The sequence below is a fragment of the Jatrophihabitans lederbergiae genome (assembly GCF_031845305.1).
Lineage (GTDB): Bacteria > Actinomycetota > Actinomycetes > Mycobacteriales > Jatrophihabitantaceae > Jatrophihabitans_A > Jatrophihabitans_A lederbergiae.
Window position 1 is genome coordinate 1 of the sequence record NZ_JAVREH010000031.1, and the last position, 14,284, is coordinate 14,284.

At 69.4% G+C, this 14,284-nt stretch carries 11 protein-coding genes; 7 read left to right on the top strand and 4 right to left on the bottom strand.

Annotation, left to right across the window (positions count from 1 at the left end; translation table 11 throughout):
* Positions 1-287: 287 nt before the first annotated feature.
* The 6 genes from RM423_RS17560 (at position 288) to RM423_RS17585 (ending at position 5,815) form a co-directional block, all read left to right on the top strand.
* Positions 288-482 carry a hypothetical protein gene (locus RM423_RS17560; protein WP_311424345.1) on the top strand — a complete coding sequence of 65 codons (195 nt, stop codon included), beginning with the start codon at positions 288-290 and terminating at the stop codon, positions 480-482.
* Positions 458-793, top strand: a complete 336-nt coding sequence (locus RM423_RS17565; RefSeq protein ID WP_311424346.1) for a hypothetical protein — start codon at positions 458-460, stop codon at positions 791-793. Before RM423_RS17560 ends, RM423_RS17565 begins: the two co-directional genes overlap by 25 nt.
* Positions 790-1,335 (top strand): hypothetical protein, encoded by a 546-nt coding sequence (locus RM423_RS17570; protein ID WP_311424347.1) that lies wholly within the window; start codon positions 790-792, stop codon positions 1,333-1,335. Before RM423_RS17565 ends, RM423_RS17570 begins: the two co-directional genes overlap by 4 nt.
* Positions 1,332-3,203 carry a hypothetical protein gene (locus tag RM423_RS17575; protein WP_311424348.1) on the top strand — a complete coding sequence of 624 codons (1,872 nt, stop codon included), beginning with the start codon at positions 1,332-1,334 and terminating at the stop codon, positions 3,201-3,203. Before RM423_RS17570 ends, RM423_RS17575 begins: the two co-directional genes overlap by 4 nt.
* Entirely contained in the window at positions 3,200-4,000 is an 801-nt protein-coding gene (locus RM423_RS17580) for a hypothetical protein (protein ID WP_311424349.1), read from the top strand. The genes RM423_RS17575 and RM423_RS17580 overlap by 4 nt, the downstream gene beginning before the upstream one ends.
* A gap of 84 nt (positions 4,001-4,084) precedes the next feature.
* Positions 4,085-5,815 carry a hypothetical protein gene (locus RM423_RS17585; RefSeq protein ID WP_311424350.1) on the top strand — a complete coding sequence of 577 codons (1,731 nt, stop codon included), beginning with the start codon at positions 4,085-4,087 and terminating at the stop codon, positions 5,813-5,815.
* Between the two features lie 34 nt (positions 5,816-5,849).
* On the opposite strand, the gene RM423_RS17590 is transcribed toward RM423_RS17585, so the two are convergent.
* A complete protein-coding gene (locus RM423_RS17590) occupies positions 5,850-9,269 on the bottom strand; it encodes a glycoside hydrolase family 3 C-terminal domain-containing protein (protein WP_311424351.1) in 3,420 nt (1,139 codons plus the stop codon).
* Positions 9,270-9,421: 152 nt separating this feature from the next.
* On the opposite strand from RM423_RS17590, the gene RM423_RS17595 reads away from it, so the two are divergent.
* Positions 9,422-10,486, top strand: coding sequence for a threonine aldolase family protein (locus tag RM423_RS17595; protein ID WP_311424352.1), 1,065 nt, complete (start codon positions 9,422-9,424; stop codon positions 10,484-10,486).
* A 68-nt stretch (positions 10,487-10,554) separates the two neighbouring features.
* On the opposite strand, the gene RM423_RS17600 is transcribed toward RM423_RS17595, so the two are convergent.
* The 3 genes from RM423_RS17600 to RM423_RS17610 all read right to left on the bottom strand — a co-directional run bounded on the left by RM423_RS17600 (position 10,555) and on the right by RM423_RS17610 (position 14,065).
* Positions 10,555-11,319 carry a class I SAM-dependent methyltransferase gene (locus RM423_RS17600; RefSeq protein ID WP_311424353.1) on the bottom strand — a complete coding sequence of 255 codons (765 nt, stop codon included), beginning with the start codon at positions 11,317-11,319 and terminating at the stop codon, positions 10,555-10,557.
* Positions 11,312-12,319: a methylenetetrahydrofolate reductase gene (locus RM423_RS17605; RefSeq protein WP_396327776.1), complete on the bottom strand. Its 1,008-nt coding sequence runs from the start codon at positions 12,317-12,319 to the stop codon at positions 11,312-11,314. The genes RM423_RS17600 and RM423_RS17605 overlap by 8 nt, the downstream gene beginning before the upstream one ends.
* Before the next feature lie 147 nt (positions 12,320-12,466).
* A complete protein-coding gene (locus RM423_RS17610; RefSeq protein WP_311424355.1) occupies positions 12,467-14,065 on the bottom strand; it encodes an LCP family protein in 1,599 nt (532 codons plus the stop codon).
* Positions 14,066-14,284 lie beyond the last annotated feature (219 nt).

The window sequence follows — 14,284 nt, forward strand, 5'->3', positions numbered from 1 at the left end:
ACGATCATCGATGAGGACATACAGTCCGGTCAGGAGGGTTTCTAGTTCTTTAGTCACGCATTGATCTTGGAAACCCTCCGCCTACCTCCCCGCCAGCGACACACCTTCAAGGAATCAACCATCTAGACGGCGGTGCCCAGCCCGCGGCCGCCCCGCCGTTCCGCACCATCGCAGCGATCCCCGAGCCCACCGGGCAGCGCATCGAGGGCCGCGACGAGTGGGCACCCGCGCACGACATCGACGGGATCTCGCTGCGCGGCGAGATCATCTCCGTCCGCACCGTCGGGGTGGAGCAGGACACCATCATCGCGTTCCTGTCCTCCTCGTGCGAGGGCTGCACGGGTTTCTGGCACGAGCTGGCGGACCCGGATGGTTCCTGGGCGGCGCCGGGCGGCACCCGGCTGCTGGTCGTGACCAAGAGCGCCGACGAGGAAAGCCCCGCCGCCCTGTCGAAACTGTGCCCCCCGGTGTCGACCTGGTGATGTCCAGCCAGGCATGGGCCGAGTTCGAGGTTCCAGGCTCGCCCTACGTCGTGGTGGCCGACGGTCGCACCGGCCGCATCAAGGGCGAAGGTTCGGGTACGTCGTTCAGCCAGGTCAGCGGCCTGATCCAGCAGTCGGTCGACGATCGAGATCACCCCGCGTTGCAAGCGGGTTCCGCCGTGGTCCAGCCAGCCGCGGACCGCGAGCGCGAGCAGGACGTCGACCGGGTACTGCTGCGCGCCGGTATCGGCCCGGGCGACCCCAGCCTGTACGCCCCGAGCGATGCCGCTGAGCAGGTGGAGTCGCGATGACGACCGCCGACGCAGCCACCAAGCTGGCCGGCCACGGCGTCGCCGTCCTGCTGCCGAGGCAGTGGGAAGGTCGGATCTACCAGCGCGCCGTTCCAGCCGCTCCGGCCGCCAGCCCAGCCACGGTGAGCCACGCCGCAGCAGCCGGTCCCGCGTACCCGCACCCCACCGGCTGGCCCGGTGAGCGGACCCATTCGGTGATGCATCTGGCCAACTTCGCCCTGCCCGCCTCCCGCGGCGATTACGGCACCGGCGCTGTCGAGCGGATGGGCGCTGCCCACATCTTCATCGCGCTGCTGGAGTTCGGTTCCGACTGCCTGGGCACCGCCCTGTACGAGCCACGCGGCCTGCCGCGGGTGAGCGCCGGGCAGTTCAATCCCAACGGCATGCAACGGCGGGTCGCCGGCCAGGCGGGATTCCAGCACTTCTTCACCGAGCGGAACCGTCCGTTCTGCCTCTACGTCGTCCTCGGCTCGCATCGGCAGGCGGTGCCGTTGACCAAGCAGGTCAACGCCGTTCTCGATCAGATCGAGGTTTCGCCATGACCGCCACCCTCACCGAGCGACTGGTCAACCGGGTCGCCAAGCGCACGGACCGGCAGGAGGAGCACTCCGGCCCACCGCGCCGCGGCTTCCTCGGCGGGGCCGCGCTGCTCGGTGCGGCACTGGCCGTGGACCCGTGGGGGTATCTCACCCGGCCGGCCAGCGCGTACGACGCGGTGTGCGGGGCCGACAACACCTGCGAAGCCGGATACACCGTGTTCTGCTGCACGATCAACGGCGGCAGGAACAGCTGCCCGCCCGATTCCTTCATCGGCGGCTGGTGGAAGGCCGACAACGCCTCGTTCTGCGGTGGCTCCGCGCGGTACTACATCGACTGCAACGCCTACCGCGACGGCCGCTATACCTGCCACTGCAACCAGAGCACCTGTGACCAGCGGCGGGTGGCCTGCAACCAGTTCCGCTATGGACAGTGCAGCACGCAGATCCCGTGGTCCAACACCGGTCCCGTGCTGTGCCGGGTGGTGTCGTGCACGCCGCCGTGGGTCCAGTTCGGCGGCACCTGCAGCAGCTCCAGTGCCACCGACAACAACACCGTCACGCATTCCGCACCCTGCGTCGCCGGGCAGCTCCCGGTCGGGTCGGTCGACTCGATCACCAGCTCCGGCAACACCGTACACATCCGCGGCTGGGCCTATGACCCGGACCAGCCGTCGACGTCCATCCAGGTCGCGATCTACCAGGACGGCAAGCGGCTGAGCCTCGTCACGGCCAACCACGTCCGTGCCGACATCGACGCCGCCCACCACATCAGCGGCAACCACGGCTTCGAGCTCTCACTGACCGCGAGCAACGGCCCGCACGCGTTCAAGGTGTACGCGATCAACGTGGGCAGCGGCAGCAGCAACCCGCTGATCGGCAGTCGCTCGTTCACCGTGAATCCGGGATCGGCGCCGATCGGGCACCTGGACTCGATCACCACCTCGGGCAACAAGGTGACGATCACGGGCTGGGCCTATGACCGCGACAAGCCGACCGAGTCACTGGGGATCGTGATCTACCAGGACGGCAAGCGGGTCCTGAGCTCGCCGACCACCATCACCCGTAGCGACGTCAACTCCGCCTATCACATCACCGGAGCGCACGGCTTCACCATCTCGCTGACCGCTACGGCCGGAACCCACACCTACAAGGTGTATGCCCTCAACGTCGCCGGCGGTGTCGGCAACCCGCTGCTCGGCGCGAAGAGCGTCGCGGTGCATGCCGCGGCGGTCACGCCCAGCGGCAAGCTGGAGTCCGTCAGCGCGTCCGGCAACACCGTACGACTGCGAGGCTGGGTCTATGACCCGGACAACCCGGCCGCCGAGATCGCGGTCGCGGTGTACGAGGACGGCCACGGCCTGCACTGGTACCCCACCGGAGTGTCCCGGCCCGATGTCGAAACCGGCTATGGCGTCAAGGGGAAACACGGCTTCGACATCACGCTGACTGCGGGCAAGGGCGTGCACACCTTCACCGTCCACCCGATGGGCCTCGGCGGCGGCACGTCCGAACTCGCGCTGGGCAGCAAGACCGTCGCGGTCGACCAGACGGGTCCGATCGGTCGCGTCGAGGACGTCCAGGTGCTGGGCAACACGGTCAAGCTGACCGGCTGGGCCGCTGATCCCGATCAACCGGCGGCGGCCGTGGCGGTGACCGTGTTCGAAGACGGCGCGGCGCTGTCCAGACACACCACCGAGGGTTCCGAGGGGCAGTTCGAGATCACGCTGCAGCGATCGCGGGGGCCGCACACGTACACGGTGTACGCCGCCAATCCCGACGCGCCGGACAGCATGATCGGCGGGGCAACCGTAACCGTCGGCGACGACGTCCGGGCACTTCCGGCGGGAACCGCCACGGCGGGGCCCCGATGAGCACGGCGCTGACCCTGCTCGTCGCGGTGGTCGCGGCCGCGCGCGGAACCTGGTCGCCGTGCGGGCTGTCCATGGTGTCGGCGATCAATCCGCTGTCCGAGCGGTCCCGCGGTAACCGGTACTGGCTGACGACTCTCTGGTTCGTTGCCGGCGCGGGCGCGGGTGGGGCGGTGCTGGGACTGGCGGGCTCTGTGCTCGCCCTGGCTCTCACGCCGCTGTCGCACCACCTCGGGGTAAGCGCTGCTCTCGGTTCCGCCGGCTGTCTCGTCGCACTGGCCGCCGATCGTCGAGTGGGCGGCTTTCACCTGCCGTTGCATGCGCGTCAGGTGAACGAGGAGTGGCTGATGCGCTATCGCCGGTGGCTGTACGCCGCCGGTTTCGGGTTCCAGATCGGCACCGGGTTCGCCACGTACATCATGACCGCCGCGACGTACCTGCTGGTACTGCTCAGCGCGGTCAGCGGATCGCCCTCGTCGGCCCTCGGTGCGGGGCTGCTGTTCGGCCTCGTCCGGGGCGCGGCCGTCGTGCTGAGTTCGCGTTGCCGCACGCCGCAGGCCCTGCTCGCGGTGCACCGCAGGCTCAGCGAACTGGAGACCACCTCGCTGCGGGTCGTCATGGCAGTCGAGATCCTCGCCGCCGTCGGGCTGGCAGCAGCCGCCTCGGGCCGGGTCGGCGTGGCGGTTGTGGCCGTGACGGTAGCGCTCATCGCCGCCGGTCCCGTGCTGACCGCCAGGCCGTCGGCGCCGCGGCTTTCCTCCCGCACGCCTGCACGTCCGGTGAAAGCGACCGATAGGTAGGCCGGCAGCACGTCCCCCGGTGTCCGCCGGGCCACGGAAGCGACCGGACAACAGCGTCCGGACAGCGAGTCAGATTGGCTGCGAATGCATACGAGGCTCTTCTCCGGGGTGGCGGCGGCGTTGCTCGTCGCGGGCTTGCTGAGTGTGGTGTCGAGCGCCGCACCGGCGTCGGCGTCGATCTCGGGCAATGCCGCAAGCGCGGTGAACTACGCCGGCCAGCACGGCTATCGCAGCTCGATCGGCGTCGTCGACATCCAGACCGGGGCGTTCTCCGGCGCGGGTGACTACAACAGCGCCTACGCGTCCGAGTCGGTGATGAAGGTGTTCATCGCGACCCGGCTGCTGATGACCGGCCAGATGTCGGGGTGGAACGAGACCACCCCGTACAAGATGATCACCCAGTCCGACGACGCCTCGGCCAACGCCCTGTACGGCCGCAACGGCGGCGACTCGGTGATCACCTGGGTCAAGCAGGCGTTGAACATTCCGAACCTGGGATCGCCGCCGCTGCGGCCGGGCTGGTGGGGCGGTACCCAGATCAACGCCCGTGGCATGACCGCCTTCTACAACACTGTCCGGCACCGGCCCGACGTCTGGTCCTGGCTGGGCAACGCGATGCACCACGCCACCCAGTACGGCTCGGACGGCACCTACCAGTTCTTCGGCATTCCGAGCGCCAGCACCGGCGCCGGTGTGAAACAGGGCTGGGGCGGCGACAACGCGGCCGGTCAACCGGCTCTCAATTCCACTGGATTCGTCAACAGCGACCGGTACGCGGTCGTGATCCTCACCCAGGGCGGCACCTACGGCTCCCCCATCGCGGGCATGGTGACGTCCGAGGCGAAGCTGCTCATGCCGGGTGGCCGAATCGTCAGCGAAAGCCCGGTCGGCCAGGTCGACGGCGTCTCGGTGCTGGGGCGCACCGCCACCATGCGCGGCTGGGCCTTCGACCCCGGTTACACCAGCAGCAGCCTTCGGATCTTCAGCTACGTCAACGGAAAGCCATTCACCTACGCGCAGACCAGTGTCACCCGCACCGACATCAACACCGCTTACCACCTCACCGGCGCGCACGGCTTCCAGATCCCGCTGAAGCTGGCCGACGGCACGAACAACGTCTGCGCGTACGCCATCAACCTCGGCGCGGCCGCTCCCAACACCCAACTCGGCTGCAAGACCATCGTGCTGTCGGGGTCACCGGTGGGCGGCGTCAGCGGCGTGTCCGTCCAGGCGAACGTCGCCACCTTCCACGGCTGGAGCCTGGACTACGACCAGCCCAACTCCCCGCTGATGGTGCGGGCTTACGTCAACGGCAAGTTCGTCGTCGGCGTCAACTCGACCGTGTCGCGGCCCGACATCGATCAGGCCTTCAAGGCCACCGGTCTGCACGGCTACTCCATCAACGTGCCGCTGCCGGACGGCGCCAGCACCGCGTGCGTCTACGCCCTCAATCTCGGTCCCGGGGCCAGCACGAGGCTGGGCTGCAGCTCGTTCCGGCTGTCCGGTTCCCCGCTGGGCACGCTCGACACCATTTCGGTCAGTGCCGGAAAGGCGATCGTCAACGGTTGGATGTTCGACTACGACGCTCCCACCCGGTCGATCGAGGCCATCATCGACGTCAACGGCAAGCACGTCGCCTGGGGCAACACCGCGGTGACCCGGGGCGACGTCAACGCCGCCTACGGAATCACCGACACCCACGGCTACAGCTACCAGGTCACGCTGGCCAGGGGCACCAACCGGGTCTGCGTGACGGCGCGGAACTACGCCACGGGAACGGACAGCAGCCTCGGCTGCAGGACCGTGACCGGCTGAGCTGCTTCCAACTGCTGAACTGATCCGGCTGAGGTCAGCCGGCGTACAGGTTGAGCTCGGCGACCGACCACCAGGACGATGAGCTGCCGGTCTGAACGATCCGCACGTAGCGGGCGCTCTGGTTGGCGAAGCGAGCCGTCACGACCGCGGCGGTCCCGGCTCCGGTGCTGACGGTGGTCCAACTGCTCGCGTCGTTCGATACCTGGACGGTGTAACCCCGGGCGTAGTCAGCACTGCTGCCGCCGGAGTCCATGACCACCTGGTCGAAGGTATGTGCCGAGCCGGTATCGACCTGCAGGTACTGCCCGGACGCCATCGCGGTGCCGGTGGAGAACCGGGTGCCGAGGTTGCCGTCCAGGACATTGGCCGGGGCATCACCACTCGACGGGTTGGCGCTCGCCGTCCAGCCCCCGCGGGCGAGCGCTGTCGGGCTTCCCCCGGTGCTGCCGCCGGGCGCGGCGGACACCGTCAGCTCGGCAATCGACCACCAGGACGTCGAACTGCCCGTCTGCACCAGTCGCAGGTACCGTGCCGTCTGCTGGGCGAACGTGACGGTCTGGCTCGCGGTGACGGCCGTCGCGCTGGCCACCGGCGTCCAGGACGCCCCGTCACCGGACACCTGCACCGACAGCCCGCGTGGGTAGTCGCCGGTGCTGCCGCCCGCATCGACCGTGACCTGGTCGAATGTCCTGGCAGTGCCCAGATCCACCTGGTAGTACTGCCCGTTCGCCATCGCGGTGCCGGTGCTCCACCGGGTCGAGGCGCTGCCGTCCAGGGCATTGGACGGAACGTCACCACCCGCCGAGGACGAGGCGGTGGCCGTCCAGCCGGTACGAGGCAGGGCGGTCTCGGCCGAGCCGGTGCCGACGGTGCCGGTGAGCCGCAGATCGCGTGAGGACGCCCCGACATAGACGGTGCTCGTTCCGGCCGCCGTCGTCCACCCGGTACCGTTCCAGTACTGGAACGCCCGAGCCGGCAGGGTGAGACTCACCTGGCTGGACGCGCCGGCTGCCAAGGCCACCTTCCGGAATCCCTGCAGGCTCTTGGGCGGCTCACCGGTCACCGCCGGCTCACCGACGTAGACCTCGGCGACCTCGCTGCCGGCCCGGGTGCCTGTGTTCGTCACGGTGAAGCCCACCGCCACGTTGCCACTGGCGTCGGGCGTTCCCACCGTCAGCCCGCTGTAGCCGAAGGTGGTGTAGGACAACCCGAACCCGAACGGGAACAGCGGCACGATGCTCTTGCCGTCATACCAGCGGTAACCGACCCCGAGCCCTTCGGAGTACTGGACGGTGCCGTTCTGCCCCGGCCACTGCGCGGGAGTGCTGGCGGGAACGTCGCTCAGGCTCGCCGGAAAGGTCACCGGCAGCTTGCCGGAGGGATCGACATCGCCGTACAGCAGCGCCGCGATCGCGTTTCCGTCTTCCTGGCCGGGGTACCAGGCCTCGACGACACCCTTGACTCCAGCCACCCATGGCATGGTGACCGCCGAGCCGGTGTTGAGCACCACCACCGTGTTCGGGTTGGCGGCAGCCACCGCGCTCACCAGGTTGTTCTGCGCGGACCCCAGGTCGATGTCCCCGACGTCATAGCCCTCGGACTCGTACTTGCTCACGAACACCACGGCGACGTCAGCGGATTTGGCGCCCGTCACTGCCTGGTCCTGCAGCGACTGGCCGGGCACCTGCCAGCCGAGGGTGAGGTTGTCCGAACCGCCGCCCTGGTAGTAGTCGACCTCCACGGTGGCCGCCTGGCCGGCGGTCAGTGTCACCGTCCCGGTCTTGGTGGTCGAGCCCTGGTCCGCCCAGTTGCCGATGACCAGTTGGCCGTTGACGTACAGCCGGCTGCCGTCGTCACTGGTGAGCGAGAAGGTGTACGAGCCGGTCGTCGGCGGGTGCACGGCGCCGGTCCACTTGGCCGACCAGTTCGTCGTCGCCACTCCGGCGTTGGGCGACGCGCCCGCCCAGTTGAAGTCCAGGTTCTGGTCGGTACGGGTGGCGACGGCTGCGCCGGTCAGCCCGGTGTTGGCGAAGAACTGCCCGTACAACCCGTTGCCGCTGCCCTGGGAGGGCGTGAGGGCGCTTGCCGGCACCGCGGGCAGCGCTCCGTCCGAACCGGCTACGCCCTGGTAGTAGTTGACGCTCGCACCCGAGCCGGCCCGGTTCTTGATCCCGGCGTACGGCGTCACCGTGTACGAGGCGTTGACCCCGGCACTGCCGCCGCCCTGGGTCTGCGCCTGCGCGCCGGCGTCCGCGCCTATCACCGCCACGGTGTGGGCACCGGTACCCAGCGGCAGCACCGGACCGCTGTTCTTCAGCAGCACGCTGCCCTGCTCGGCGACCTGCAGCGCCGTCGCGGTGTGCGCGCTGCTGGTGACGACCGAGCTCTTGGTTCCGGTCTGGCTCTTGTCGAACAGGCCGAACCGGAACATCTCGGTGAGGATGCGGCGCACGTGGTCATCGATGGTCGCCTGCGAGACCTGGCCGTTCTGGACGGCGGTCTTGAGCGCGCTGCCGTAGTACAGGTCGCTGTCGGGCATCTCCATGTCGAGCCCGTTGTTCGCCGACGCCACGGTGGAGTGGGTACCGCCCCAGTCGGAGGTGATGAAGCCCGCGAACCCCTGGCTGCCCTTGAGAATGTCGTTCTGCAGATGCGAATTCTCGCACGCGTACTGCCCGTTGACGGTGGAGTACGAGCACATCACCGACGCGACATTGCCCTGGTTGATCGCCGCCTCGAACTGCGGCAGGTAGATCTCGCGCAGGGTACGCTCGTCCACGATGGCATTGTCCGACGTCGAATTGCGGTTCGTCTCCTGGTTGTAGACCGCGTAGTGCTTCACCTGCGCCATCGGGCCTTGTGCCTGGATGCCACTGATGTCGGCCGCGCCGATCTGGCCCGCGAGGTAAGGGTCTTCGCCGAGTGATTCAAAGGCCCGTCCCCACCGCGGGTCACGCACGATGTTGACGGTCGGGGCCAGTACGACGTTGACGCCCTTGCCCCACTGCTCGGAACCGAGCACCGAACCGTACTGCTGCATCAGCGAGGTGTCCCAGCTCGCGGCACCGGCCACCGGTGCGGGCAACTGCGTCACGTCGGTCACCCCGTCACCGACGCCGACCGGGCCGTCCTGCAGGTGCAGCGCGGGCAGGGTGCCGCCGGAGAAGGACGACGGGGTACAGCCGGCGTACTGACAGCTGGTCGTGTTGTGCATCAGCGACAACTTGTCGTCCAGCGTCATCACGGCCAGCACCTCGGCGGCGCGCTGAGCCGGAGTCTGCGAGGCGTCCATCCAGGGGGGCGTGGCCGCGGAGACGGCGGGCGTGACCAGCACTCCGGTGAGCGAGCCGGCCAGCAGCGCGGCGGCGGCCCCTACGGCTCGGCAGCCGCCTGGAACTCGCCGCCTGAGCAGGAACGTGGCGGCACGGTCGCGCATGGCTCGCTGGACGCGCATGGCATCTCTTCTCGACGTATAGGACGAAAGTTAACAGGATGTTACAAGCTTTATAGGAAGTGTCAAGGGGACGTGCGTGCTCAGCTGGCCACAACGCCAGCAGCGCATCGCGCCTGCGGGAGTCCCTTGCAGGGTGCGCGATACTGGGCTGCGTGGATGACGAGACCCGCCTTCGGCGAGCGGCCTGTTCGGAATTTCTCATCGGTGACGGCCTGGTTCATCCCGGGGACCTGCTCGCCACCATCGGTCAGGACGTGATCCCCGATGTCTACGGTGACGGCGGGATCGTCACCGATCTCGAGCAGCACATCGCCGAACTACTCGGCAAGCCTGCCGCCGTGTTCCTGCCCAGCGGCACGATGGCCCAGGGGGCAACGCTGCGGGTGCACGCCGACAACCGCGGCCAGCGCACCGTGCTGTGGCATCCGTTCTGCCACCTCGACCAGCACGAGAACCAGGCGCACGCCCGGCTGCACGCGCTCGTCGGCCGGCCGGTGGGCCACCCCGACCGGCTGATAACGCTCGCCGATCTCGAGGCCGTGGCCGAGCCGTTCGCGGCCCTGTTGCTGGAACTGCCGCAGCGTGACCTCGGTGGTGAGCTGCCCGACTGGGACGAGCTGACCAGCCAGGTCGAGTGGGCGCGCGGGCGAGGTGCCGCGGTACATCTGGACGGCGCCCGGCTCTGGGAGGCGTCAGCCGGCTACGGCCGGCAGCCGGCCGAGATTGCCGCGCTGTTCGACACGGTTTACGTCTCGTTCTACAAGGGAATCGGCGCGCTGCCCGGCTGCTGCGTCGCGGGAACAACCGAGGTGGTCGCGCAGGTCCGGGAGTGGCGCCGTCGCCTCGGCGGCACCCTGTACGGCATGTGGCCGGCGGCGGCGTCCGCGCTGAGCCTGCTGCCCGAACGGCTCGCGGCGATGCCTGACAACCTGGAGCACACCCGCGCCATCGCCCGCGCCGTCGCAGGCCTGTCCGGCGTCCGGGTGGTACCCGACCCGCCGCAGACGCCGATGATGCACCTGCTGTTCGACGTTTCCGCCGAACGCTTCGCCGCCAACGCGCGACGGCTGGCGGAGGAACAGAGCCTGTGGGTGTGGCCGCAGGCGAGCGCGGCCGCGGACCCACGGGTGGTCCGCTGCGAGCTGTCCGTCGGGCGAGCAACCCGCCGGCTCAGCGCGGACACCATCGCCGCGGCGCTGGCCGAACTCACCGCCTGACCCCGACCAGCTGATGCCGACCGCCCGAGACTGTCGGCTGAATACTGGGCCGGCTGATGCTGCCTCGTTCAGCTCGTGGCGACCGCCGAGACGAGGGTGCCTTGAACGAGTTCGTCCTTGATCAGGCTGCCGATCAGCTGCTGTTGCTCCTGCGCGGTCTGCCAGCGCGGGTCGTGACCGTGTCGCTGCTCGATGACCGTGTCGACCCGGTTCACGGCTGTCTGCCACTCCTCGGGCGCGGCGGCGAAGTCGGCCAGCGCGGCCTGCTCGCACACCGCCAGCCCCGCCCGGTCGAGCAGTGCCGCCAGCTCGTCCGAGGAGGGAAAGTGATTGCCCTCCGGCTGGGTCGGCAGCCTCGGCACCGCCCGCAGGAACACCAGCAACCCGATCGCGCCGCGCGGCCGGACGACCCGCCGCAGCTCGCTCAGCAGTCCGTCCTGGTCCTCGACGGTGCACAGCACGCCCAGGCTCCACGCCGCGTCGAAACTGTGAGCGGCGAACGGCAGCCGCTCCCCGGAGGCGATCACGACCGGACGGGAGAACAGCCGCGCCGAGGCCCGGCAGGCATCGACCATCGGCTCGGCCAGCACCGGGGCCACACCGAACTGCCGCGCCGCCAGCTCGGCCGGTCCTCCCACGCCGGCACCGGAGTCCAGCAGGGTCAGGCCCGACCGCAGGCCCAGCCGCTCGGCGAGCCACTCCAATGCTGCGGGGCTGCCACTGCCCCGGCAGCCGGCGGGTACCGCGTGGTCCGGGCCCAGGCTCTCGACGGCGTCCGCCGTCCACTTCGCCATGGTGTCGAACTCGTCGGCCATGGCCTGCGACTCAGTCATCAGCCGACCGTATCCGACGTCCGATCTCTGCCTTGATCTCGGCCGCGGCGGTCTCACCCCGGGCCGATGCCAGGCCGGACAGGTTCACCCCGGCCACTCCCTCGATCGCCAGCAGTTCGCGCGCCTCGCCCACGGCGGCGTCGATGCCCGCGGAAAGCGGATCGGTGGAGGACAGCACCCGCTCGACCGGCGCTGGATCGAGTTCCAGGCCGGGAAAGCTCTGCAGGACGCGCGCCGACCGCTCGTCGGTGTAGACGGCGACCCCGGCGATGATCGGCAGGGTGACGCTCAAGCCGCGGGCGGCCGTTACGAAGGCGCCGAGTTCGGCCGCGGTGCCCACGTGGTTCAGGACGGCGAGGTGCGCGCCGGCCCGCTGCTTCTGCAACAACCGCTCGGGACGCAACGCCCGCGGTGGGGCGTGCGGGGCCTCCGGAACGGCGACCGCCAGGCCCGTCGCCGCGGCGAGCCCGGCCAGCCGGGTGCCGTCGAGGTCGAAGACCTGTGTCACGTCCGGCCGCACCCCCGGCGCCCGGCCGTCCCCGGTCACGCACAGCACGCCGTCCGCACCGGCCACCCGCAGTCCGGCCAGCTCCTGTTCCAGGACCAGCCCGTTGCGATCCCGGCAGGTCAGCGTCAACCACGGCACGCCGCCGGCCTCGCGGATCAGGCCCGTCATCAGGGTCGGCGGAAAGTCCGGCCGGTTCTGGTGCTCACCGACCAGGACGGCGTCACACGAGCCGCGCAGGATGCCGGTGATCTCGCCCACGGCGGCCCGGTCGAAGGCCGGTAGCGTCAGGTCCGTCAGCACCACCGGGCCGCGGGAGGCAGCATCGAGCAAGCTGCTGAACGGCACCGGACCGCCGGCCGGGCGCTGCGGCCAGGTCACCGCGGGACGCTCGGTGAACGGGCAGCGGTGCGATCCCATCTCGCACGCAAGGTCCGGACGGACGCCGCCGCACGGGCCGAACACCATGTGCTTGGGACAGGCCGCCTCCCGCATCGTCGTCACCCCGCGATCATCGCTCATCACGCGCGGGTGCTGCCCGGCAAGCCCAGCTCAGCGGGCGACCCCCCGGAACGTCTTCAGGCTGGCGTCGGCCGCGTCCAGACACTCCAGCACCAGCCGCTGAGCAGCCGAAGCTGGGAGTTAGTTGATGCAGCCGGCCTGGGCCGCGTTGGTGGTGACCGGGTGGCTGGCGGACGCCGGGGCGCTGCTCTGGCCAGTCGCGGACGACGAATCGGACGATCCACCGGAGGACCCAGCAGACGGGACCTGGACGCCGTCGTTGCCGAGCACCAGGGTGACCGCGCTGACGCCGTCGCTCTGTGAGAGCGCGGCACCCGGCACCACCTTCGCCACCGCCCGCGCTGCGGTATCGGCACCCGGCGGGTATTCGATCGTCGTCTTCTGCACCACGTCGGTCGTCGCGGGCGGGACCGTGGTCTTGAAGCCCAGCTTCCGCAACGCGGCGGCATTGGCGCTCTCGCGACCGAGGGAGTCGCTGTCGTTGACCACCGTGACCGTCACGGTCTTGGGATCGGCGGTCGTGGGGCTCTGGGGGGCCTTCGCCGGTTGTCCACCGATGAGGGAGCTGATGAAGCCGGGCACGGCGGCCGTGTTGACCAGCACGACGTCGCCGACCGGCGAGTTCGGGTCTTCACCGGCCAGCGGAATGGTGGTGAAGGTGACGTTGCCGGCACTGAGGTTCTGCATCTGCTGCGCGAGCTTGGCCGGATCCAGGCTCTGGTCCATGGTCAGCGACGAGGTGACCGCATTGAGCAGGTGCTGCAGCTTGAACGGGTTCAGCAGGGTGCCGCCGGACGTCAGCTTGCGAAACACCGCGGACAGGAAGTATTGCTGCCGCTTGATGCGGTCCAGGTCACCGGCCGGCAGGCCGTGCCGCTGCCGGACAAAGGCAAGTGCCTGCGTCCCGCGGATGACGTTGTCGCCCTTCTTCAGGTCGATACCCGAGTAGCTGCGGACGAAGGAGCCGTCCGCCTCGTAGCCGGAGTCGAAGCCGTTGCCGATCTGGCCGGTGTAGGTCGCCGGGCGCATGGCGCTGTTCAGGCAGACGGTGACGCCGCCGATCGCGTTGGAGATGCGGTAGAAGCCGAGCAGGTCGACCTGCACGAAATGGTCGATGTTGAGGCCGGTGAGGTTCTCCAGCGTGTCGGTGAGGAGTGAGGCGCCGGCAGCCTTGTTGCCGTGGCTGTCGGCGACCCCGTCGACGTAGGCGGAGTTGAGCTTGTTCTTGCCGTGGCCCGGGATGGTGACGTAGGAGTCGCGCGGAAACGAGATGACGGTCGCCTTGCTGCCGTCGGCGGGAACGTGCAGCAGCATCATGGTGTCGGTGTTGTAGGACCCGCCGTCCCGGGTGGTGCCCAGCTGCGCCAGCTCCGCGTCCGTGGCGGTGTCGCGGTCGTCGTTGCCGACGATCAGGATGTTCTCCGCGCTGCCGTCGATGTTCTTCGCCGCGGCCGTGGAGTGGGTGCTGATCTCGACGCGGCGGATGTCGGCGGTGAAGTTGCGGTAGGTGGCCCAGGCGATGCCGCTGCCGACCAGGACCGTGAGCGACAGCACGGCGGCGACGATCTGGACGCCGAGCAGCGCGCCTCGGCGAACCGATCCGGCGGCCCGCTCGGAATCACCGGTGCGGGCCGATCGCTTCGGGCGGAGCAGGCCCCGACGCCCGTTCTCGGCCGGGGAGAGTTCACTCGGCCGGAAACCGTCGAAGTCTGAGTTCACGCCGGTATAATACCGCGCGAAGTGCTCAATAGCGCTTGCCGGGGACACCGCCACACCGGCGGCTACGGGCGCACGCAGCGGTAGCCGCCCGGCGCCGGACCGGACTTGTGATGGTGGCGGAGCGCAGGGACGATGGCACACTGAATGCGAGATATCGCTGCAGCGACGTCGCAGCGGGCGGAACGACGCGGGTGCAGCGACCCGACGTCGCTTGCAGAA

Excerpts from the sequence above, each read along its gene's own strand:
- RM423_RS17570 (WP_311424347.1), top strand. The coding sequence starts at position 790 with ATGACGACCGCCGACGCAGCCACCAAGCTGGCCGGCCACGGCGTCGCC.
- RM423_RS17575 (WP_311424348.1), top strand. The coding sequence starts at position 1,332 with ATGACCGCCACCCTCACCGAGCGACTGGTCAACCGGGTCGCCAAGCGC.
- RM423_RS17580 (WP_311424349.1), top strand. The coding sequence starts at position 3,200 with ATGAGCACGGCGCTGACCCTGCTCGTCGCGGTGGTCGCGGCCGCGCGC.
- RM423_RS17585 (WP_311424350.1), top strand. The coding sequence starts at position 4,085 with ATGCATACGAGGCTCTTCTCCGGGGTGGCGGCGGCGTTGCTCGTCGCG.
- RM423_RS17590 (WP_311424351.1), bottom strand. The coding sequence starts at position 9,269 with ATGCGCGTCCAGCGAGCCATGCGCGACCGTGCCGCCACGTTCCTGCTC.
- RM423_RS17600 (WP_311424353.1), bottom strand. The coding sequence starts at position 11,319 with ATGACTGAGTCGCAGGCCATGGCCGACGAGTTCGACACCATGGCGAAG.
- RM423_RS17605 (WP_396327776.1), bottom strand. The coding sequence starts at position 12,319 with ATGCGGGAGGCGGCCTGTCCCAAGCACATGGTGTTCGGCCCGTGCGGC.